Origin of the sequence: Frankia sp. ACN1ag (assembly GCF_001414035.1) — a bacterium.
GTDB classification, from domain to species: domain Bacteria; phylum Actinomycetota; class Actinomycetes; order Frankiales; family Frankiaceae; genus Frankia; species Frankia torreyi.
Window position 1 is genome coordinate 25,661 of record NZ_LJPA01000030.1, and the last position, 19,840, is coordinate 45,500.

A 19,840-nucleotide genomic window follows, 5' to 3' on the forward strand; every position below is an offset into this window, starting at 1 on the left:
GTCCGGTCTGCCACCGGCAGGATGTAGACCGGCCGCCGGCACCCGGTCGCGTTCCCCGCGGACGCGACCGGGCGCCGGCGACGAGGCTGTACGCCGGCGACGAGGCTGTACGCCGGCGACGAGGCCGGGTCGGCGACGGATGCTGGTCGGCGACGGCTGTTAGGAGGCACGGTGAAGTACACGAAGCTCGGCTCGACGGGGCTGGACGTGTCCCGCATCTGTCTGGGCTGCATGAGCTACGGCGAACCGGGCCGAGGCGCCCACCCGTGGTCGCTGGACGAGGACGCCGCCCGGCCGTTCTTCCGCCGGGCGATCGAGGCCGGCGTCAACTTCTTCGACACGGCGAACGTCTACTCGGCCGGCAGCAGCGAGGAGATCACCGGGCGGGCGCTGGCCGAGTACGCCAACCGGGACGAGATCGTGCTGGCCACCAAGGTCCACGGGCCGATGCGGCGCGGTCCGAACGGCCGCGGCCTGTCCCGCAAGGCGATCATGAGCGAGATCGACGCGAGCCTGACGCGGCTCGGCACCGACTACGTCGACCTCTACCAGATCCACCGCTGGGATCCGCGCACCCCGATCGAGGAGACGCTGGAGGCCCTGCACGACGTGGTGAAGGCCGGCAAGGCCCGCTACATCGGCGCCTCGTCCATGTACGGCTGGCAGTTCGCCAAAGCGCTGTTCGTCGCCGACTCCCACGGCTGGACCCGGTTCGCGACCATGCAGAACCACTACAACCTGATCTACCGGGAGGAAGAGCGGGAGATGCTCCCGCTGTGCGCCGACCAGGGCGTCGGCGTCATCCCGTGGAGCCCGCTGGCCCGCGGCCGCCTGACCCGCGACTGGGACGCGACGACCGCGCGCACCGAGACCGACGAGTTCGGCCGCACGCTCTACGTCGAGGGCGACCGGGCCATCGTCGACGAGGTGGCGCGCATCGCGGCCGACCGCGGCGTGCCCCGCGCCCAGGTGGCGCTCGCCTGGCTGCTCGGCCGCCCCCAGGTCGCCGCGCCGATCATCGGGGCGACGAAGCTGTCCCACCTCGACGACGCCGTCGCCGCCGTGGAGCTGGAGCTCACCGAGGACGAGCGGGCCCAGCTCGAGAAGCCCTACACCCCCCACCCCATCGCCGGCTTCAACTAGACCGGTAGGTCTCAGCTACGCCGTGGTTGGCGGGCCGCGGCACGCGGCGGGGATCGCGGAGCGTGGCGGCGGTGGTGGAGTGGTCGGGGTGGGTGCGTGGGAGAGCGACCAGCGTGGTTCTTCTGGTGGGTTCGGCGTCCGGTTTGTCCATACCCAACGACCACGTGGCGCTGTTCCCACGCACACCCCCGCTCCCGACCCCCTCGCCGGCCACGGAACGTCACCATCGACCTGACCCGACCCGGGCCGAACCGGATGCCCGGCGGCGCTCGCGTGAGGACCGCGGCGGGTGTTCCGCGGAACACCTTGATCACCGATCTCGTGGCCGAGACCGACGCCAAGATCGGACGCGGACGCGGTTCCGCGGAACACCATGATCGCCGAGGTTGGGTGCGCGTCGTTGCCAGCGGATTCGGGCCGCCACCCGCCTGGCTAGGTGGGGCGCAGCCAGCCGCGGCGGCCCAGGTCGGGGTGCAGCATGTCGTCGCTCCACAGCAGCTGGCCGTTGGTCGTCGCCGGGTCGGCGAGCGCGACCAGGACGGTGGCCTCGGCGAAGTCCTCGGGGCTGGCCCAGTCGGACTCCCCGGCGGCGGCGACCAGGTTGCCGGGGGTGATGACGGGCTCCGACGGCGAGAGGACGTTCACCGCGATCCCGTAGGCCTGCGCCTCGATCGCGACGGCCTGGGTCAGGTGGTGCAGCGCCGCCTTGTTGCCGCCGTAGGCGATCGGGCCGGGCGTGCCGGGAGCGGCGTAGGGCCCCTCGCCGGGGATGAACCCGGCCACCGAGCTGATGTTCACGATCGATCCCCGACCCAGGTCGATCATGTCGGGGAGCACGAGCTGCATGAGCCGGTAGGAGGCGAACAGCCCGATCTCGAAATGCATCCGCAGGCCCTTGAGCGGGAAGTTCAGGAACGACGCCCAGTTCGGCATCCGCCCCGGCGCTCCGGACGGTGCCGGCGACCCGACGGGCCCTGCCGGAGCGGCGTCGCGCGGCGCGTCCGTGGTGGTCGGCGCGCCGGATGCGGCGGCGGCGCCTGGGGATGCCTTGCCTGGGGAGGCCTTGGCCTCGGGCTGCGCGGGTGGGCGGCCCGGGACGGTCAGGGCGGCGTTGTTCACCAGCAGGTCGACGGGGCCGAGGTGGGCACGGGTCACCTCGACGATGCGTTCGACGTCGGCGGGCCGGGACAGGTCGGCCGGGACGGCCAGCGCCCGACCGCCCTCCTGGACGATCTCCTCGACGACCTCGTGCACGGTGCCGGGCAGACGCGCGTCCCACTGCGCCTCGGTGCGCGCGACCACGGCGACCGCGGCGCCCTCGTGGGCGAAGGCCAGCGCGATGGCCCGGCCCAGGCCGCGGCTGGCCCCGGTGACGATCGCGGTACGGCCGGCGAGCCGGCCGGTGCCGGCGCTCACCTCGCCTCCTCGGACGGATGGCGAGACTCCTGGCCTCGTCGGGTGTGACGTCGAATACGGTCCATGTCCGGGTTCTAGGCGCGCCCGCGCCCACGCGTCAATCGATCCGCCACCGCGGCGGGCGTTCGTACACTGCGGTGATGGCGGCCGGTGAGTTTCCGGGCGTGTCGGCGCAGAGCTGGGTGCCGCTGCTGATCGGCACCGCGCTGCCGGCGCGCCCGTTCGCGTCCGGTGCGGGTCTCGTCGACCTGCTTGCCACCGCGGGTTACGCGGCGGGGGCGACCCGGGTGGGGTTGTCGCGGCTGTGCGCGGACGGCTCGCTCGAACGCCGCCGCGACGGCCGCCAGACCAGCTACCGTCTCGGCCGGCAGATGGCCGAGACGGTCACCTCGGTCGGCGGCCGGGTGGAGAGTTTCGGCCGGTCGGTGGGCTGGGACGGCTCGTGGACGATCGTGCTCGCCTCGGTGCCCGACGAGCTGCGCTCGACCCGGCGGCGGATGAAGAGCGCGCTGGCCTACCTCGGCTTCGGCCGGCTGCGGGAGACGACCTGGGTCGCCGCGCGGGCCTGCGAGGACGAGGTCAAGGACCTGGTCGAGTCGCTTGACCTGGCCGGACTGGTCGACGTCTTCGTCGGCCGCCCCTCGGCGCTCGCCGACGTCGACGCGATCCTGCACCGCTGCTGGGATCTCGGCTCGCTCACCCAGCGTTACAGTGCGTTCGTCGCCCGCTTCGCGCCGCTGCGCGCCGCCGGCTCCCGCGACGCCCTGACTCCGCCGGAGGCGCTGCTGTGGTGGATGCGGCTCACCCATGACTACCGCGAACTCGTCTACCGGGACCCGGAGCTGCCACCCGAGTTCCTGCCGGCCGAGGCCCGCGCCCTGCGCGAGCAGGTCGTCGACACCTACGCGACCGCCCACGGCGGCCTCGACGGGCGCGCGACCGCACAGGTCCGCCACACGCTCGGCATCGCGTGACCGGCCGCGTCCGGTCTGGCCGCGTCCGGTCTGGCCGCGTCCAGTCTGGCCGCGTCCAGACCGGGCCCGCTACTGATCTTTGATTCACCGGGTCGGACTGGAGCGGATCCCGCCCGGTTCCGGTTCCGCGGAATCCGAAAATGACCGTACTCCGTGGCTGCGGCCGTGGCCGTGGTGGTGATCACAGATCGTGGCGGCGGCGGTGGGGTGTTCAGGGTGGATGCATGGGAGAGCGCCTACCTGGTCGCTCTGGCGGGTTCCGCGTCCGATTTGTCCCTACACAAGGACCGGATGGCGCCGTTCCCCTGCACACCCCCGCCCCCGGCCCCCCTCGCCGGCCACGCGACGTAATCGTCGACCCGACCCGACCCGACCCGGACCGGACCCGACCCGGACCGGACCGGCAAAGAACCGTGCGGACGCGACAGCAGCGACCGTGACGGTCGCGTCCCGGCAGCACACGGGGACAGCACCAGCACCAGCGGAAGCGCAGCCGAACCGTGCGCCGGCCCGGTGACGGAAGCGTGATGGCCGTGGCGCGGTTCCGCGGAACACCTCGATCATCAGTCGGGGTCGGGGTCGGGGTCGGGATTGTGCGCCGGCCGGCAGCCGTCCGCGGGCCGGTCTGGCACCATCCTGATCTGCCCGGAGGGCACCTCGCCGTCACCGGACCGACTGCGGAGCCATCATCATGATCCATCCACCGGCACCGCACGTTAAAGATCAGTATGACCGGTCGCGCCATGGCCGGTGGGGGAGCGGTGGGGCCCCGCGCGGGGTAGCGCGGCAACAGATAACAACCGATGGCCGCAGCGGACCGGTTCTGTTAGCTTCTCGGTCGACGGACGGCTGCGGCCGGGTGGCCGCCGGGCGCGCCCCGCGGAAGGACACGCATGAAGATCGACGGAGCTCTGGGCACGCTGGAACAGGCGACGCGCAATGCCCGTGCGGCGCAGGAGGCCGGCTACGACGGTGTGTGGGCGTCCGAGGTCAACCAGGATCCGTTCCTGCCGCTGACGCTCGCCGCCGACGCCACGTCGACCATCGAGCTGGGCACGTCGATCGCGGTGGCGCTCTCCCGCTCGCCGATGTCGCTGGCCTACACCACGCACGACCTGCAGCGGTTCTCCGGCGGCCGGTTCGTGCTGGGGCTGGGGTCGCAGGTCAAGGCGCACATCACCCGGCGGTTCTCGATGCCGTGGGGCCGCCCCGGGCCGCAGATGCGCGAGTTCATCCTGGCGATGCGGGCCGCGTGGACGAGCTGGGCGGACGGAACGCCGCTGTCGTTCGAGGGCGAGTACTACCGGCACACCCTGATGCCGCCGACGTTCGTCCCGGCGCCGCACGCCTACGGGCCGCCGCGGGTGCTGCTGGCCGGCGTCGGCGACGTGATGACCCGGGTCGCCGGCGAGGTCGCCGACGGTTTCCTCTGCCACGGTTTCACCACCGCGCGCTGGATCCGCGAGCACACCCTGCCGGCGCTGGCCGAGGGCCGGCGCCGCGCCGGGCTCGACCTGACCGGCTTCGACGTCGTCGCCGGCGCCTTCCTCGCCACCGGAACCGAGCAGGAGATCGTCGAGGGCCTGGCGACGATCCGCGGGCAGATCTCGTTCTACGGCTCGACGCCCGCCTACCGGCCGGTGCTGGACCTGCACGGCTGGGGCGACCTCGGCGCCGAGCTCACCGTGCTGTCGAAGCAGAACCGGTGGGCGGAGATGGCCACCCTGATCGACGACGACGTCGTCGAGGCGTTCGCCGTCGTCGCCCCGCCCGCCGAGGTCCCCGCCCGCATCGCCGAGCGCTTCGCGGGCCTGGCGACGCGGCTGTCGTTCACCCCGCCGCCGTCGTTCGGTGCCGACGAGGTCCGCGAGCTGGTCGGTGCGCTGCGCGCCGTGCCCGCCCTCGGCGCCGACCCGGCGACCAGCGGCGCGACGCTGTGAGCTCGCCTGGCGGGGCCGGGGTGGACCTGGTGCAGCGGGAGGTCGTCGAGGACGGCGTGCAGCTCCTGCGGCTCAACCGGCCGGCGCGGTTCAACGCCATCACCCCGGCGCTCGTCGACGCGCTGCACCGCCGCCTCGACGAGGTCGACGCAGACCGGTCCTGCCGGGTGGTGATCCTGACCGGCGCGGGCCGCGGCTTCTGCGCCGGCGCGGACCTGCGCGGCGGGGATCCGGACCTCCCGGAGCCGTTCGAGCCGCGGCCAGGCCCCGTCGGTACCTTCCAGATCCAGGAGCAGTACTCGCGGACGACGAGCCGGCTGCGGGCGCTGTCCAAGCCGGTGATCGCGGCGGTCAACGGGCCGGCGACCGGCGGCGGTCTGGCGTTCACGCTCGGCTGCGACGTCCGCCTCGCCGCCGCGTCGGCGCGCTTCTCCGCGGCGTTCGCCCGCGTCGGGCTGTCCGGCTGCGACATGGGCACCGGCTGGCTGCTCAACCGGGTCGTCGGCGTCGGACGGGCGCACGAGCTGCTGCTCACCGGCCGGATCATCGACGCCGAGGAGGCGCTGCGCATCGGCCTCGTCGTCGACGTCGTGCCCGACGACGCGTTGCTGGAGCGCGCGCTGCAGACCGCGCGGCTCATCCGCGCCAACTCGCCGTTCGGCGTCTACATGACCAAGCAGGTGATGTGGTCGACGCTGGAGATCCCCGGCCTGGACGCGGCGATCAACCTGGAGAACCGCACCCAGGTCCTCGCCTCCACCACCGCGGACAACCCGGAGGCGGTGGCCGCCTTCCTCGAACGGCGCGAGCCTCGCTGGACCGACTCCTGATCCGGCAGGCCGGCCAGGGGCCTGCCGGAGCGGCATCGGACTGATCTGAACTATTTGTCGAGACGATGTGTGTCGGCAAACGCTAGACTCCACCGCGTGAGGGACATCAAAGCGACGCCGCACCCGTCGGCGACGCCTGCCGCAGCCTCCCCGGCCCGTCCCCACACGGGGCGGCGGCGCAACGATTCGGTGCGCCGCGCCGTGCTGGACGCGGTTCTGGATCTGCTCGGCCGGCCCGACCATCCGCCGCTGACGATGGAGGGCATCGCCTCGGCGGCCGGGGTGGGCCGGCAGACCATCTACCGATGGTGGCCGTCCAAGGGCGCGGTCGTGCTGGAGGCGCTGGCCGAACGCGCCCGCGCCGACGTGCCTCAACCCGACTCCGGTTCCCTGCTGGGCGATCTCGACGTCTTCCTCGCCGCGACCTTTGCGCTCGGCGCCGACCCGACCACGGCAGCGCTGTTGCGCCATATCGTGGCCGAGGCGCTGCACGACCCCGCGGTCGCCGACGCCCTACAGCGGTTCACGGCAGCCCGGCGGCGCGTGCTGAGGACGATCCTCGCTCGCGCCCGGGACCGCGGTGAGCTGCCCGCCGAGGCCGACCTCGACTTGGGCGTCGACGTCGCCTACGGCGTTTTCTGGTATTCGATCCTGGTGGGCCACTCGCCCCTGACGCCCGACGCGGCACGTCGCCTGGCTCAGGCCGTCATCGCGGTCCTCCGCGTCCAGCACGAGCCGTCTACCCCGCCGTGAAGTCGATCTGGCGGGTGCGGGGCCCACCTCGTGCGCCGTGTCCCCTCCGCCGCCGTGGTGTGGCGGCCTGAGCACGTCCCTTCGGGCGTGTCACCTTTCCGGACGCGCCGGGCGCGCGTCCGTCGGTCGAGTTTTTCAGGCAATGCCGCTCCGGCCGGGTCCACTGCGGCGGCGACCCGTGCCTTTGCAATTTCCTCTTTGCTTCGCCGCCGAGGTGCTGATGCCGCCACAAAGTAATGGCGGGGGCGCTCATCGCCGTCACCGACACGTGCTAATGTGCTCCGTGCCGGGCCGCCCGGAAACCCTGTGGCAGTTCCTTGTCGGGTCCGTGGCGCGGGCAGAAGTCATCTGGGGAAATTTCGATGATCTCGGTCCGGGAATTTTGGAGCGGGACAAAAATCGTGATCACTGAACCCGTCATGCTGAGAGGCGGCAAGAATGAGCGAGGTCAGTAGGAGACGAATACTCCTTGGTGGAGCGGCGGCCACTGCCGCGGCCGGGATCGGGACTCCGGTCGCCACGGCACGGGCCGCCACCACGACGGTGGCCACTGCCGCGGCCGGGCGCGAAACCGTCGGACCTGTCTCGGTGACGGCGGCCGACGCGCGATATCCGGAACTGGTTCGGGGGGTGAACCAGCGGTGGGTCGCCGCTCCGGACGCCGTCCGCCTGGCCGCCTCCGCCCCGCAGGTCGTCGAGGTCGTCCAGGACGCCGTCCAGACAGGGCGGCGGCTGTCGATCCGAAGCGGCGGCCACTGCTACGCCGACTTCGTGAGCAATCCCGAGGTCAAGATACTTCTCGACCTCTCCGCTCTGAACGGGGTGTCCTACGATGATCGACGACATGCCTTCGCCGTCGGCGCCGGAACCCAGCTCGAGTCCCTCTACGAGGCGCTCTACCGCGGGTGGGGCGTGACGATCCCGGGTGGTGTCTGCCCGACGGTCGGGATCGGCGGGCACGCAAGCGGAGGCGGTTTCGGGCTGCTGAGCAGGCGGTTCGGGCTGGTCGCCGACCACATCGAGGCGGTCGAGATGGTGGTCGTGGACGACGGCCACACGGCGCGTGTGGTGGTCGCCTCGCGCGACGCATCCGATCCGAACAACGACCTGTGGTGGGCCACAACCGGAGGGGGCGGCGGGAACTTCGGCGTCGTCACGCGCTACTGGTTCCGCTCGGCGTCGGCGGCGGGAACCGCGCCGGCCGCAGCGCTACCGCGCCCGCCGTCCCAGGTACTACTCAGCTCGGTGCCGGTGCCCTGGAGCGCCCTGGACGAGGCGGCATTCACCACGCTTGTGCGCAACTTCTGCCGCTGGCACGAGCAGAACAGCGCTCCGACCTCGCCGCACACGGCGCTTTCTGGGGTCATGTTCATCCGTCAGGGGGCCTCGGGCGGCGTCCAGCTCGTCACCCAGCTCGACGCGGGTGCTCCCGANGCCAATGCGATGCTCGCCGACTACCGGACGGCCCTGCTGGCCGACACCGGAATCACGACACCATTCCCGGCCCGGCCGGTGGCCTGGCTCGCGTCCACGAAGCTTGTCGGCACCAGCAATCCCGCCCTCCTCTATGACCCCACGCTGCGGAGCGCGGTCAAGTCGGCCTACCTGCGTACATCATTCAGTGATGAGCAGATCTCGGCGATTCGCAAGAACATGTTGCGCGCGGACTACACCAACCCGAACGCGACGCTGCAGCTATCCGGGTTCGGCGGCCAGATCAACGCCGTCGCTCCGACGGCGACGGCGACGGCCCACCGGAGCGCGGTGGTCTACGCCCTTTTCGAGAACTTCTGGATCAGTCCCGCCGAGGATGCGACCCACCTCGGCTGGCTGCGCGACGTCTACAGTCAGACGTTCCAGGGCACTGGCGGCTACCCGGTGCCGAACGAACAGACCGACGGCTGCTACATCAACAATCCCGATCCCGACATCGTCGACGCGTCGATCAACAAGTCGGGTGCTCCGTTCTCGACGCTCTACTACGGCAACAACTACCCGAGGCTGCGGAAGGTGAAAGCCCGCTGGGACCCCGGAAACGTGTTCCGGCACTCCCAGTCGGTCGCGCTGCCGTAGTCCACCGGCCCGGCGCCGCAGGTCTGGCCGCCGGGCCGGCATTGCATGGCGTCGGTTCTAGTCCGACTGGGCGAGTGGCACCTGCTGCGCCCAGTCCGCCCAGTCGGCCAGGGCCTGATAGAGCCGAATGCCCGCCTCCACCGTCACCCGCAGCGACTGCACGCGGGCGCCCGCGCCGAAGTCGCCTCGGTCCTTCGCCTCCGCGTACTCGGTGTACTTCGCGACCAGCGAGCGGAAGTACTCCGTCTCGCGCTCCAGGTAGTCGCGCAGATCCTCCGGCTCCATAAGCCAGAAGAAACACGACCGCAGCACCGGCTCCAGGCGCAGGGTGTGGTCGACCTCGCCGGCGGTGAGCCAGGTTCGCACCTCGGTCAGACCCTCCGGGGTGATCCGGTAGGCCTTGCGTCGTCGCGGCCCCTCGCTCTCGACCTCGATCAGTCCCGCCTCGACCAGCCGGGCCAGCTCGCCGTAGATCGCCGGGTGCTTCGCCGGCCAGACGTGGCCGAGCACCTCCTGGAAGCGCGCCGTCAGGTCGTACCCGCTGGCTGGCCCCTCGGCGAGCAGCCCCAGCAGGGCGTGGTGCAACGACATGGCTGGACTGTACATGTCGCACTTGACAGGACGCGATATTGCCGGCAGGTTGTGCAAGGCGACATGTCGTGTCTGACATGTCATTGGCCGATGGGAAGACCGAAGATGGTGCGTAGTCCAACACTTGTCATCGTCCTGACCGGTGCTACCGCCGGGATCGGGCGGGTGCTCGCCGACAGGCTGGCGTCCGAGGGCCATCGGCTCTTCGCCGTGGGCCGCGATCCGCGCAAGGCCGAGTCCCTGCGCGCCGAACTCGCCCGCTCGAGCGGGGAGGTCGTGACGGTCCTCGCCGACGTCGCCGAGCCGGCCGGCTGGGAGGAGGTGACGGGCCGGGTCGCGGCGGGCGCTGACCGAGTCGACGTTCTGATCCACAATGCCGGCGTACTCCAGCCGCGTCACATCCTCACCAGCAAGGGGTGGGAGCTCAACCTGGCCGTCCACCACCTCGGGCCGTTCGCGCTCACCGCCCGGCTGTGGCCGCTGCTGATGGCCGGTGAGGTGCCGGGACCGGGCGGTGGGCGTCCGCGGGTGGTCTGCGTCAACAGCGTCGGCCACCACACCAGCCTGGGCGGGCATGTCGAGCCCAGGATCGACTTCACCGACCTGCACCACCTGCGTGGCTACGATCCGTTTCTCGCCTACAGCCGGTCGAAGCTGGCGAACCTCTACTTCGTCTACGAGCTGGCGCGCCGTCACGGCGGTCGAGCGACTGTGAACGCGATGAACCCCGGACTGACCCGCACGGAGATCGGTCGCGACTTCCCGCGGACCTACGTGCTGTCGGTCATGGCGTTTGCGTCCTCGCCGCGCCGGGCGGCGAAGGCCATCCAGTATCTGGCCACCGACCCGACGGTGGACACCGACGGCTCCTATTACGACCTCACTCAGGTGACTCCATCCTCCGGGCCCTCGTACGACGCGGACGCCGCGCGGCGGATGTGGGATCTGACCGAGGACATGGTAGGACAGTTTCTCCCGCTCCCGAGCCCGTCCCCGCCATCGGCGGGGTGAATTCTTCGGCGAGATCTCCGTGGCTCCTGACAGCGTCGACACCAGTACAACGGCCACCATTGTATGAGGCGGGCGATGCTGGTCAGTATTGCCGGTACAAGCGGCTGACGGAAAGGGAGTTCTATGCGCGTAACCGGCAGGCGACAATCACCCGCGGTCCTGCTGGGCCGTCTTCCGGCAGACCTGGACGGCGTGCTGGTCGCGGCCCCCGCCGCAGGCCGGCGGGGTGCGGGCGCGTGAACGTTCGCAGCGGCTCTCCGCACGCCCGTCTGATGGGCTTCGGCGACTACCGGCCGCCGAGGGTGATGACCAACACGGAGCTGTCCCGTACGGTCGACACGAGCGACCAGTGGATCCAGTCGCGGACCGGGATCGAGCAACGCCACGTCGCGGGCTCCGATGACACCGTGGTGTCCATGGCCGTGGAGGCCGGCGGCAAGGCGCTGGCCGCGAGCGGCCTGGGCCCGCGTGATCTCGACGCCGTCATCCTCGCGACCTGCACGATTCCGCGCGCCATCCCGGGCGGAGCGGCCACGGTCGCCGCGCAGCTCGGCTGCGGTTCGCCGGCGGCGTTCGACCTGAACGCCGCGTGCTCCGGCTTCTGCACCGGGCTCGAGGTCGCGGCCGGTCTCCTCGGCCGCGGGGCGGCTCGCCATGTGCTCGTCGTCGGCTCGGAGCGCTTCACCGCCGAGTGGCTCGACTGGGCCGATCCCGGCGTCTGCGTCCTGTTCGGCGACGGTGCCGGCGCGGCCGTCGTCGGCCCCTCGGACACGCCCGACATCGGGCCGGTCGTATGGGGCAGCGACGGGACCGGTGCCGGCTTCATCGCCGTCCCCGAAGGCGACTGGGCCCTTCGGATGGACGGCCGCAACGTCTACCGGTGGGCGACCACCCACGTCGCCCCGCTGGCCCTGCAGGTGTGCGAGGCGGCCGGGGTCGATCCCACGGAGCTGGCCGCGATCGTTCCGCACCAGGCCAACCTGCGGATCGTCGACGCCATCGCCAAGCAGGTTGCCGCTCCCGACGCCGTCGTCGCGTCCGACGTCGTGAACGCCGGCAACACGTCGGCCGCGTCGGTGCCCCTCGCGGTGACCCGTCTTCTCGCGGAGCAGCGGGTCAGGAGGGGGGACCTGGTGCTCCTGCTGTCCTTCGGCGCTGGCCTCAGTTGGGCCGGCCAGATCATCCGACTGTCCTGATCTGCCCTCACGACATCTGCGGAGGTAGCGACCATGTCCACGGACCACATTCTCGACATTCTGCGGTCAGTCGTCCGCGAAATCGCCCGGATCGAGCTGGACGGGATTGACCGCACCACCACCTTCACCGACCTCGACCTCGACTCGCTGACGGTCGTCGAGATTGCGACCGCTGTCGAGGAGAGGCTCGGCTCCAGAATGCCCGCCGACGTGTTGACCGATCTCGCCACCATCGGCGAGCTGGAGTCCGCGGTGCGGCGGATGGCCGGCGGCCCGGATGCGGTGACCTCGCCGGCGACCTAAAAATGTGATCATCCGAGTCGGGTGATCGGGATAGTCAGGGAGAGGAAAATGGCGAACCACGGCGGAAACCCACGGGTCATCCAGAAGAAGTGGAGCGAAGACGCGATCGGTGATCAGACCGGTCGTACTGTGATTGTCACCGGCGCGAACGGCGGCCTGGGACTCGTCACCGCGCGTGAGCTGGCGGGGGCGGGCGCCCGGGTCGTCCTGGCCTGCCGGGACGCCGGCCGTGGCGAGGAATCGGCCGCCGCTATCCGGGCCGCGACCCCCGGCGCGGACGTCGAGGTGCAGGCGCTCGACCTGGCGGACCTCGGCTCGGTGCGCAAGTTCGCCTCCGCCTTCGGCCGGGATCACGACCGGCTCGACGTGCTCGTCAACAACGCCGGTGTGATGGCCACGCCCAAGCGGGCGACCGCCGACGGCTTCGAGCTGCAGCTCGGCACCAACCACTTCGGCCACTTCGCCCTCACCGGAGTGCTGCTGCCGAACCTGCTGGCTTCCCGTGACCCTCGGGTCGTCACGGTGAGCAGCACACTGCACGCATACGGCCGCATCAGGTTCGACGATCTACAGAGCGAGCGACGGTACCGCCGCTACGGCGCGTACTTCCAGTCCAAGCTCGCCAACCTGCTGTTCGCCTTCGAGCTCGACCGCCGGGCCGGCGGGAGGCTGCGTAGCATCGCCNCACACCCGGGGTATGCCGCGACCAACCTTCAGCTCAGCGGGCAGAAGGGTGCGATGCGGGCGATGATGGCCGCCAACAACAAGGTCTTCGCCCTCAGCCCGAGGATGGGCGCGCTGCCGATCCTGTGCGCGTCGACCGTGCCCGACCTGCCCGGCGGCGCGTTCGTCGGGCCGTCCCGGTTGATGGGTTACCGGGGATACCCGGGCTTCGCCAAGTCGAGCAGGCGGGCTCGCGACCCCGAGACGGCCGCACGCCTGTGGGAGGTCTCCGAGGCCCTGACGGGGATCCATTACACCTTCGCGACCAACACCACGCGGGCCTGACCCGATGGTCGGGGATGCGCCGCCGCGCGCGAGGACACTGCCGGACGAGGTCGACGTCGTCGTGGTCGGCGCCGGTCTGGCTGGGCTGACGGCCGCCCGGGTCGCGCTGCGGGCCGGTCTGGAACCGCTTGTCCTGGAGGCCCGCGACCGGGTCGGCGGACGGGTCGTGGGCGAGTCGGTGGCGGAGGGAATCGACGTCGAGCTGGGCGGCCAGTGGCTGGCGGGCCGGAACAAGCGGGCCCAGGCGCTCGCCGCCGAGGCCGGCATCGAGCTGTTCCCGACCTACGACGAGGGCAATGACCTGCTGGAGGTCTCGGGCGAGGTCCGCCGGCAACGGGGCAGGGTCCCCCCGCTACGCCCGGCCGCACTGCTGGACGTGGGGCTGGCGCGCCTGCGGCTCGACCGCCAGGCTCGCACCGTTCCGCCCGACGCGCCGTGGCAGGCAGCCCGGGCTGAGGAATGGTCGCGCATGACAGTCTCTGCCTGGCTGGACCGAGCGACCCGCACCGCCGAGGGGCGGTCGGTCCTGCAGACCGCCATCGCCACAGTCTGGGGTGCCGAAGCGCACCAGCTCACGATGCTGCAGGCCCTCGCCCACATCGGGGCGGCCGGAAGCTTCGACGCGACGACGACCACGGACCTCGGTCTGCGGGTCGCCGGCGGCTCGCATCTGCTGCCCGCCCACCTCGCCGCCGAGCTCGACGGGCGCGTGGTCCGCGAGTGCGCCGTCACCGGGATCCGCGACCTCGGAGAGCGGGTCGAGGTGGATGCCATCGGCGGTCGTGTCCGGGCCCGGCGGGTCATCGTCACCGTGCCGCCGGCACTGGTCGCTCGGATCGGTTTCGACCCGCCGCTGCCGGCGGCGCGCCACCAGGCGATCGCGGCCCTGCCGATGGGGCACATCATCAAGGTCGCCGCCGTGTACGACGCACCGTTCTGGCGGGACCGAGGTCTGTCCGGGCGGGCACTGAGCATGGAGGGGCCGGTCACCGGCACCTTCGACAACTCACCCCCGGAGGGGCGGCCGGGCGTGCTGGTGGGCTTCGTGCCCGGCGACCGCGCCCGTGCCTTGGCCGTCCGACCGCCCGCCGAGCGGCGGGCCGCGGTACTCGCCTCCTTCGCCCGGCTGTTCGGAGGGGCGGCCGCCCAGCCCCGCCGGTACCTGGAGAAGGACTGGGCGGCGGAGGAATGGACCCGCGGCTGCTACTTCGGCATCGCCACGCCCGGGTCGATGACCGGACCGGTGCGCGATCTGCGGAAGCCGACCGGCCGCATCCACTGGGCCGGTGCCGAGACGGCCCTGGCGAACTACGGCGGCATGGACGGTGCGTTGACCTCGGGCGAGCGGGCCGCCGGCGAGGTCGTCGCCGCCCTGTCGACAACCCTGGAACAGCTCGCCTAGAACCAGCCCCGGGTACTCGGCTCCACACTGGCGCCTGCCCGCGGCGCCCTTCGCGGCGCCGCGGGAGTCCGGCAGCGCCTGTCACAGGTCAACGAGCCATGCCTGCCGGCCGGGCCACGACGGAAAGAGAACCGCGATGAGTCTCGTAGAGGTGGACAAGGACGGCGCGGTTCTCACCGTGCGAGTGAACAACCCTCCGTTCAACCTGCTCACCACGGCCACCATGGCTGAGCTGGGCACCGTCTTGGCCGCGGCCGACCGGGACCCCGGCGTGCGCGCGGTGGTGCTGGCCAGTGCAGTACCTGACACCTTCATCGGACATTACGATCTTGAAGAGGTCCTCGCCGTCGCGGACGGTCTGGGTCTGCCGGTGACGCCCCGCGCAGCCTACCCGGCGCTCTGGCTGGTCGCCGGCCTGCTGCGGGTGCCGATGCTTCGTGACGCCGTCGAGCGCACGCCGGCGGCCGGGATTGCGGCCCTCCTGCGCTTCCACGGCGTCGTGCGGCGGATGCGCGACAGCGACACGGTGTTCGTGGCCGCGATCGACGGACCTGCACTCGGCGGCGGCTTCGAGCTCGCGCTCGCCTGCGACATCCGGATCATCGGCGACGGGTCCTACGGAATCGGACTGCACGAGACTCTGATGGGCCTTATCCCCGCGGGCGGCGGTACCCAGATCATGTCGCGAGCGCTGGGCCCCGCCAGGGCGGTGGAGCTGATCCTGGCGGGCCGGCTGCTCGATCCGCAGGCAGCGCTCGCGACCGGCATCGTGCACCGGCTCGTCGACAGCAAGGACGTGGCGGAGCTGGCCCACCAGACGGCCGCGCGAATCGCCACCCGACCGCCGATGACGATACGGGCGGCCAAGCAGGCGGTCTACGTGGGCGGCTCGGTCAGCCTTCGGCGTGGGATGGCGATGGAACGGGCCCGCTTCCTCGCCCTGGTCAGCCGCCGGCCCGCGCAGAACGCGATGCGCCGGTACGTCCGGCAGCTCGCCCACCACCGTGAGACAGGCAAGGACCTGGCGGAGTTCACCCGTGATCGCCTGCCGGCCTGGCAGGCCCGCACGGCGGCGGACTTCGTCGACTGAAGCAGGCCAGGGGCGAGGCAGGGCCCGCCCACCGCAGGCGCATTCCTCGAAGGAGATCATCGTGGCGACGAGAAGAACAGGCGAGGGTCGGCGGGTCGCTGTCGTCGGCAGCGGAATCTCCGGGCTGTCGGCCGCGCTGCGGCTGGAGCAGTCCGGGCACGACGTCGAAGTGATCGAACGAGACTCCGTCCTCGGGGGCCGGTTCGGTGTCGGCCGGCTCGGTGACCGGCGGGTGATGATGGGCGGGAAGAACATCGGACGCAAGTACACGGCGTTCCGGTCGTTCACCGCGGCGCTGGGCAGCTACCCCTGGGAGCAGTTCGGGATCAACCAGTCGTTCATGAAGGACGACGAGGTGCTCACCGTGGACAGCACTCGGCGTAGCTCCAGCCTCAACAGCATCCGGCAGATGGCGACGCCGCGCGACCTGGCCCGGCTCGGGCGGCTCGCCGCGCAGATCCGTCTCGACGACTCGAGCCGCTTCCTCGGGTCGGACTACTTCACCCGGCTGGCGCGCAAGTACGACCGGCGACCGCTCAGCAGCCACTTCAGCGCCAAGGTCACGAAGAATCTGCTGCGGCCCCTCACCGTCCGCATGAACGGGGCCGAGCCCGACGAGGTCTACCTGGGCACGTTCGGTACCAACCTCTCGCTGCTGATGGACACCTACGACCAGCTCTCCGGGGGGATCGAGCCGGCGCTCGAGGCGCTGGCGCGCAGGGTCACCGTCCGCCTCGACACCGAGGTCACGGGGCTGGTGGTGCGGCAGGGCAAGGCAGTCGGCCTGCGACTGTCCCACGGCGGCACCGAGATCGAGCGGTCGTACGACGGGATCGTCATCGCCACCCCGGCGTACGCGACGGCCCAGATCGTGCGTTCGGAGATGTCGACGCTGTCCAAGCGCCTGGGCGAGGTGCGTTACTTCGGCTCGTCCGTCGTCCTGGTCGAATACGATCGGCCGATCTTCACGCCGGAGGTCCGCGCGCTGGCAATCAACGACGGCGGTCCGTGCAGCAACGCCGGGTCGTACGCGATGGAGTCCCGCCATATCGTGCGCTACACCTACAGCGGTCGTCCTGGCCGGATCGACGAGCAGGACCAGTCCCCCCTCGACGACTGGGTCGGCGAGACGGAGGAGCGCCTCGTGCGGTATCTGGGAGCGAGTCGGGCGCAGCGGGTGCACACCGGAGGGCGAAGCTGGAGCGCGGCCTACTGCGCCTACGTGCCCTTCCACGGAGAGTTCCTGCGCGAGGTTTCCCAGGCCGTCGACGAGGTGCCCGGTCTGGAACTCGCCGGCGATTACCTCATGGGCGCGTCCCTGGAGTCCTGCTGCCGCACCGGCCGCAGCGCCGCTGACCGGCTCGCGGCGGCGCTCGGCGCCCCCGATGCGGCACGGGTCGGCAGATGACTGGATCGTCAGACGAATACCGGCCGTTCGAGGGGGCGACGGTGCGTCCCTGGGCCGTGGTGACGGGTGCCTCGTCGGGGATCGGGGAGGCCCTCGCGCGCGGCCTGGCGGCCCGCGGCCATCCGGTCTGGCTCGTCGCCCGTCGGGGTGACGTGCTGGGACGCCTGGGCAAGGAGCTTCGCGCGGAACACGGCGTGCAGGTGGGGATCAGCGAGTGCGATCTGGCCGACCGGGAGCAGCGGGCCCGGCTGCGCGCCGAGCTCGCCGCCGCGCAGGTGATGATCCTGTGCAACAACGCCGGCTTCCCGACCTGCGGTGAGCTCACCGCGAACGATCCGGTCCGCGAGGCGGCCGAGATAGAGGTCAACGTCGCCGCGGTGCACGACCTCACCCTCGCCGTCCTACCGGGGATGATCGCCCGCGGCCGAGGATTCATCCTGTTCACCGGCTCGACGGCCGGTGTCCAACCCGTGCCGACCGCGGCGACGTACGCGGCGTCGAAGGCGTTCGTGAACTCCTTCGCCGAGGCGCTGCACGCCGAGTTGGTCGGTACCGGCGTCGGCTGCACGTTGCTGGCACCCGGGCCGGTACGCAGCGAGTTCTCCGACGTGGGTGGCATCGGTGACATCGAGGCCACCCGCTGGTTCGGCTGGAAGGCGCCGCAGCAGGTGGCCGGCCAGGCGCTGGACGCGCTGGAGAACGGGCGCCGGGTCATCGTCCCCGGCACGGCGGCGAAGTCACAGGCGTTCCTCGGCCGCTACCTGCCGCGTTCAGTGGCCTTTCGGGTGATGCGCGCCGCCATCCTGCCCACCTTGCGTTCTGCCAGACGGACGTCGGTGTGACGGCCGTGGCCTCGCGGACGGCCCCCTCCCGGGGTTGCCGTCTGCGAGGCCACGGCAGCGGCCCGCTGCCTGCCGCCTACTCGGGTAGGGCGCGCGTTCCGCGCCGGGCGCCCGGAGGCCGGCGCGGGCTCATCGTCCTCAGATACCGGCCGCGATGATGTTGTCCATCGACCGTTCGGCGAGTGCGGCGATCGTGAAGGTGGGATTCGCACCGCCAGCGTTTCCGGGAATGACCGAGGCGTCGACCGCATACAGACCCCGGTATCCTCGGACGCGACCGTACAGGTCGGTTGCCTTGCCGAGTTCGCACCCGCCCAGCGGATGCGCGGTGATGCCACTCGGCGGGGGCGGTCCCATCCCCGCGATCCCGCGGTCGATGAGCATCTGGTTGAACGCCTGAGGGGCCGCCTCGGCCGGCGCGTTCTTCGACGCGTCCCAGTCACTCAGGTTGACCTGTTTGGTCGCCGGGTCAAACGTCCAGCTACCACGGTTGTCCATGTCCACCGCGACGCTGAACTGGGCCAGGTTCGAGGTACCGTTGAAGTTGATGAGCCACCAGTTCTCGAGTCGTACCGGGACTCCGAAGTTCCCATCAAGGAATGTGGTTGACACGCAGGGCGCAGCCTGGGTGGAACCGGTCTTGCCGGAGAAGGTTCGGAAGGTGAAAGCATCACCGTTAGTGCCCCAGTTCCGGCCGACGGCGTCACTGAGATTCGGCAGCGCTCCGGTCTCGCGGGCCGCGACCAGCAGCCGCGTCGTGTTGATGGAGCCCGCCGCCAGGAACAGCAGGTCCGTAGTCAGCTCGTCGCTGCTGACGACGTCTCCGTTCGGAGCGAGGCGACGTGATTCCACCACGTAGCCGCCGCCCTTGCGGGTCCGGATTCCCGTGACCTCGGTCAGCGGGCTGATCTGTACGTTCCCGGTCTCCACGGCCGACTGCAGGTAGTTCTGCGTGGTGTCATTCTTGGCGCCGTCGCTGTTGCCGAAGCTCGACTCGCCGACCGTTGCCGACGGGCGCAGCCGGCCGGAAAGCTCACCTCGGATCCGGTCCCAGTTGAAGTCGGTCATGACCGGGGTGGTCGGGAAGCCGGCCGCGCGCATCTGGTCGTCGTAGGCCCGGGCGTGGGTGAAGGGATCCGAACGATAGACATCGTCCGGCACCGTCTGGGTGTTGAGCATCTTACGCACCCGCGGGTAGTAGACGCGATCGAGTTCCGGATACGACACGCCGCGGGGGAAAAGCGCCTCGAAGTATTTGCGCGGTGGCTGGACCGTGCAGCCCGCGTAGACGACGGAGCCGCCGCCGACCGCGGCAGCGCAGGCCACCTCGATCCCGTTCGCCACCACTACCTGCATGATGCCGGGCACGCGGTCGATCGGCGATTCGGGGAGGCCCGGCCAGATCATCTTGTCCTGGAACCAGAACATCGAACTGGACGGGTTCAGTTCGGTGCTGAACACAGGCTTGGTCGGACTGTAGCGGTAGCGCTGGCCGCGCTCCAGTACCAGCGTCCGTATCCCCGCCCGCCCGAGCCGCAGCGCGGCCACGGAGCCGCCGAACCCGGACCCGATCACGATGGCCTTGACCGTGCTCGCATCCGTCCCGGCGAACGCCGCCGGATTGCCGATCAGTGCGGTTCCAGCGGCTGTGAGACCACCGCCGACCGCGAGTCCCAGCAACCTTCTCCGGTCAATGTCGGGCATGACTCATCCCCCTGTTCTGCCGACAGACATCTGTGCTCCAGCCTGTGATGTGAGTCCCTGCGGCCCGATGACGGCACGTGGCCTCGGCCCCTCAACTCCGAACGTGCGTCCCGTTCCGCATGCGGCAATCCGTAAGGCGGGACGCGAACGACGTTG

Annotated in this window: 18 protein-coding genes and 1 pseudogene; 16 read left to right on the top strand and 3 right to left on the bottom strand. The window is 71.0% G+C overall.

Features of this window, described 5'->3' with window-relative positions; all coding sequences use genetic code 11:
* Nucleotides 1-171 precede the first annotated feature (171 nt).
* Nucleotides 172-1,143 (top strand): aldo/keto reductase, encoded by a 972-nt coding sequence (locus UK82_RS23220; protein WP_055409283.1) that lies wholly within the window; start codon nt 172-174, stop codon nt 1,141-1,143.
* Between the two features lie 432 nt (nt 1,144-1,575).
* Here the strand turns inward: UK82_RS23220 and UK82_RS23225 are convergent, their stop codons facing one another.
* Complete coding sequence (locus tag UK82_RS23225) at nt 1,576-2,559, bottom strand: SDR family NAD(P)-dependent oxidoreductase (protein WP_055409285.1); 984 nt, start codon at nt 2,557-2,559, stop codon at nt 1,576-1,578.
* Between the two features lie 140 nt (nt 2,560-2,699).
* Between UK82_RS23225 and UK82_RS23230 the strand changes: the two genes are divergently transcribed.
* The 6 genes from UK82_RS23230 (at nt 2,700) to UK82_RS43190 (ending at nt 9,129) form a co-directional block, all read left to right on the top strand.
* A complete protein-coding gene (locus UK82_RS23230; protein WP_055409287.1) occupies nt 2,700-3,533 on the top strand; it encodes a DNA-binding transcriptional regulator in 834 nt (277 codons plus the stop codon).
* 893 nt (nt 3,534-4,426) lie between these two features.
* Nucleotides 4,427-5,473 (top strand): LLM class F420-dependent oxidoreductase, encoded by a 1,047-nt coding sequence (locus tag UK82_RS23240; protein ID WP_055409292.1) that lies wholly within the window; start codon nt 4,427-4,429, stop codon nt 5,471-5,473.
* Nucleotides 5,470-6,303: an enoyl-CoA hydratase/isomerase family protein gene (locus UK82_RS23245; RefSeq protein WP_083507318.1), complete on the top strand. Its 834-nt coding sequence runs from the start codon at nt 5,470-5,472 to the stop codon at nt 6,301-6,303. Before UK82_RS23240 ends, UK82_RS23245 begins: the two co-directional genes overlap by 4 nt.
* Nucleotides 6,304-6,399: 96 nt before the next feature.
* Nucleotides 6,400-7,056 carry a TetR/AcrR family transcriptional regulator gene (locus tag UK82_RS23250; protein ID WP_201784235.1) on the top strand — a complete coding sequence of 219 codons (657 nt, stop codon included), beginning with the start codon at nt 6,400-6,402 and terminating at the stop codon, nt 7,054-7,056.
* A gap of 438 nt (nt 7,057-7,494) precedes the next feature.
* Nucleotides 7,495-8,489 (top strand): FAD-binding oxidoreductase (locus UK82_RS43185; protein WP_396230623.1); only part of this gene is annotated, 995 nt, incomplete at its 3' end.
* Nucleotides 8,490-8,709: 220 nt separating this feature from the next.
* Nucleotides 8,710-9,129 carry a BBE domain-containing protein gene (locus UK82_RS43190; protein ID WP_396230626.1) on the top strand — a complete coding sequence of 140 codons (420 nt, stop codon included), beginning with the start codon at nt 8,710-8,712 and terminating at the stop codon, nt 9,127-9,129.
* 57 nt (nt 9,130-9,186) lie between these two features.
* On the opposite strand, the gene UK82_RS23260 is transcribed toward UK82_RS43190, so the two are convergent.
* Entirely contained in the window at nt 9,187-9,720 is a 534-nt protein-coding gene (locus UK82_RS23260; RefSeq protein ID WP_055409296.1) for a PadR family transcriptional regulator, read from the bottom strand.
* 105 nt (nt 9,721-9,825) lie between these two features.
* On the opposite strand from UK82_RS23260, the gene UK82_RS23265 reads away from it, so the two are divergent.
* From UK82_RS23265 to UK82_RS23300, 9 genes and pseudogenes are all read left to right on the top strand, one after another.
* Nucleotides 9,826-10,731, top strand: coding sequence for an SDR family NAD(P)-dependent oxidoreductase (locus UK82_RS23265; protein WP_161849159.1), 906 nt, complete (start codon nt 9,826-9,828; stop codon nt 10,729-10,731).
* A 272-nt stretch (nt 10,732-11,003) separates the two neighbouring features.
* Nucleotides 11,004-11,927: a beta-ketoacyl-ACP synthase III gene (locus UK82_RS23270; protein ID WP_055409300.1), complete on the top strand. Its 924-nt coding sequence runs from the start codon at nt 11,004-11,006 to the stop codon at nt 11,925-11,927.
* 33 nt (nt 11,928-11,960) lie between these two features.
* Entirely contained in the window at nt 11,961-12,230 is a 270-nt protein-coding gene (locus UK82_RS23275) for an acyl carrier protein (RefSeq protein ID WP_055409302.1), read from the top strand.
* Nucleotides 12,231-12,278: 48 nt separating this feature from the next.
* A partial coding sequence (locus tag UK82_RS23280; RefSeq protein WP_236706340.1) for an oxidoreductase occupies nt 12,279-12,914 on the top strand: 636 nt, incomplete at its 3' end.
* A 1-nt stretch (nt 12,915) separates the two neighbouring features.
* Nucleotides 12,916-13,238: pseudogene (locus UK82_RS39735) on the top strand (short-chain dehydrogenase); the annotation flags it as partial.
* A gap of 4 nt (nt 13,239-13,242) precedes the next feature.
* Nucleotides 13,243-14,640 (top strand): NAD(P)/FAD-dependent oxidoreductase, encoded by a 1,398-nt coding sequence (locus UK82_RS23285; RefSeq protein ID WP_055409307.1) that lies wholly within the window; start codon nt 13,243-13,245, stop codon nt 14,638-14,640.
* 136 nt (nt 14,641-14,776) lie between these two features.
* Nucleotides 14,777-15,730, top strand: coding sequence for an enoyl-CoA hydratase/isomerase family protein (locus tag UK82_RS23290; RefSeq protein WP_063897551.1), 954 nt, complete (start codon nt 14,777-14,779; stop codon nt 15,728-15,730).
* Nucleotides 15,731-15,791: 61 nt separating this feature from the next.
* Complete coding sequence (locus UK82_RS23295; protein WP_055409311.1) at nt 15,792-17,138, top strand: NAD(P)/FAD-dependent oxidoreductase; 1,347 nt, start codon at nt 15,792-15,794, stop codon at nt 17,136-17,138.
* Entirely contained in the window at nt 17,135-17,980 is an 846-nt protein-coding gene (locus UK82_RS23300; RefSeq protein WP_055409313.1) for an SDR family oxidoreductase, read from the top strand. Before UK82_RS23295 ends, UK82_RS23300 begins: the two co-directional genes overlap by 4 nt.
* A gap of 138 nt (nt 17,981-18,118) precedes the next feature.
* Here the strand turns inward: UK82_RS23300 and UK82_RS23305 are convergent, their stop codons facing one another.
* The gene (locus UK82_RS23305; RefSeq protein WP_063897552.1) at nt 18,119-19,684 is read right to left on the bottom strand and encodes a GMC oxidoreductase; all 1,566 of its coding nucleotides are present in this window, start codon (nt 19,682-19,684) and stop codon (nt 18,119-18,121) included.
* Nucleotides 19,685-19,840 lie beyond the last annotated feature (156 nt).

What these genes read in the sequence shown, in the direction of transcription:
- UK82_RS23230 (WP_055409287.1), top strand. Translation starts at nt 2,700, where the DNA reads ATGGCGGCCGGTGAGTTTCCGGGCGTGTCGGCGCAGAGCTGGGTGCCG.
- UK82_RS23240 (WP_055409292.1), top strand. Translation starts at nt 4,427, where the DNA reads ATGAAGATCGACGGAGCTCTGGGCACGCTGGAACAGGCGACGCGCAAT.
- UK82_RS43190 (WP_396230626.1), top strand. Translation starts at nt 8,710, where the DNA reads ATGTTGCGCGCGGACTACACCAACCCGAACGCGACGCTGCAGCTATCC.
- UK82_RS23260 (WP_055409296.1), bottom strand. Translation starts at nt 9,720, where the DNA reads ATGTCGTTGCACCACGCCCTGCTGGGGCTGCTCGCCGAGGGGCCAGCC.
- UK82_RS23265 (WP_161849159.1), top strand. Translation starts at nt 9,826, where the DNA reads ATGGTGCGTAGTCCAACACTTGTCATCGTCCTGACCGGTGCTACCGCC.
- UK82_RS23270 (WP_055409300.1), top strand. Translation starts at nt 11,004, where the DNA reads ATGGGCTTCGGCGACTACCGGCCGCCGAGGGTGATGACCAACACGGAG.
- UK82_RS23275 (WP_055409302.1), top strand. Translation starts at nt 11,961, where the DNA reads ATGTCCACGGACCACATTCTCGACATTCTGCGGTCAGTCGTCCGCGAA.
- UK82_RS23285 (WP_055409307.1), top strand. Translation starts at nt 13,243, where the DNA reads ATGGTCGGGGATGCGCCGCCGCGCGCGAGGACACTGCCGGACGAGGTC.
- UK82_RS23290 (WP_063897551.1), top strand. Translation starts at nt 14,777, where the DNA reads ATGAGTCTCGTAGAGGTGGACAAGGACGGCGCGGTTCTCACCGTGCGA.
- UK82_RS23300 (WP_055409313.1), top strand. Translation starts at nt 17,135, where the DNA reads ATGACTGGATCGTCAGACGAATACCGGCCGTTCGAGGGGGCGACGGTG.
- UK82_RS23305 (WP_063897552.1), bottom strand. Translation starts at nt 19,684, where the DNA reads ATGCCCGACATTGACCGGAGAAGGTTGCTGGGACTCGCGGTCGGCGGT.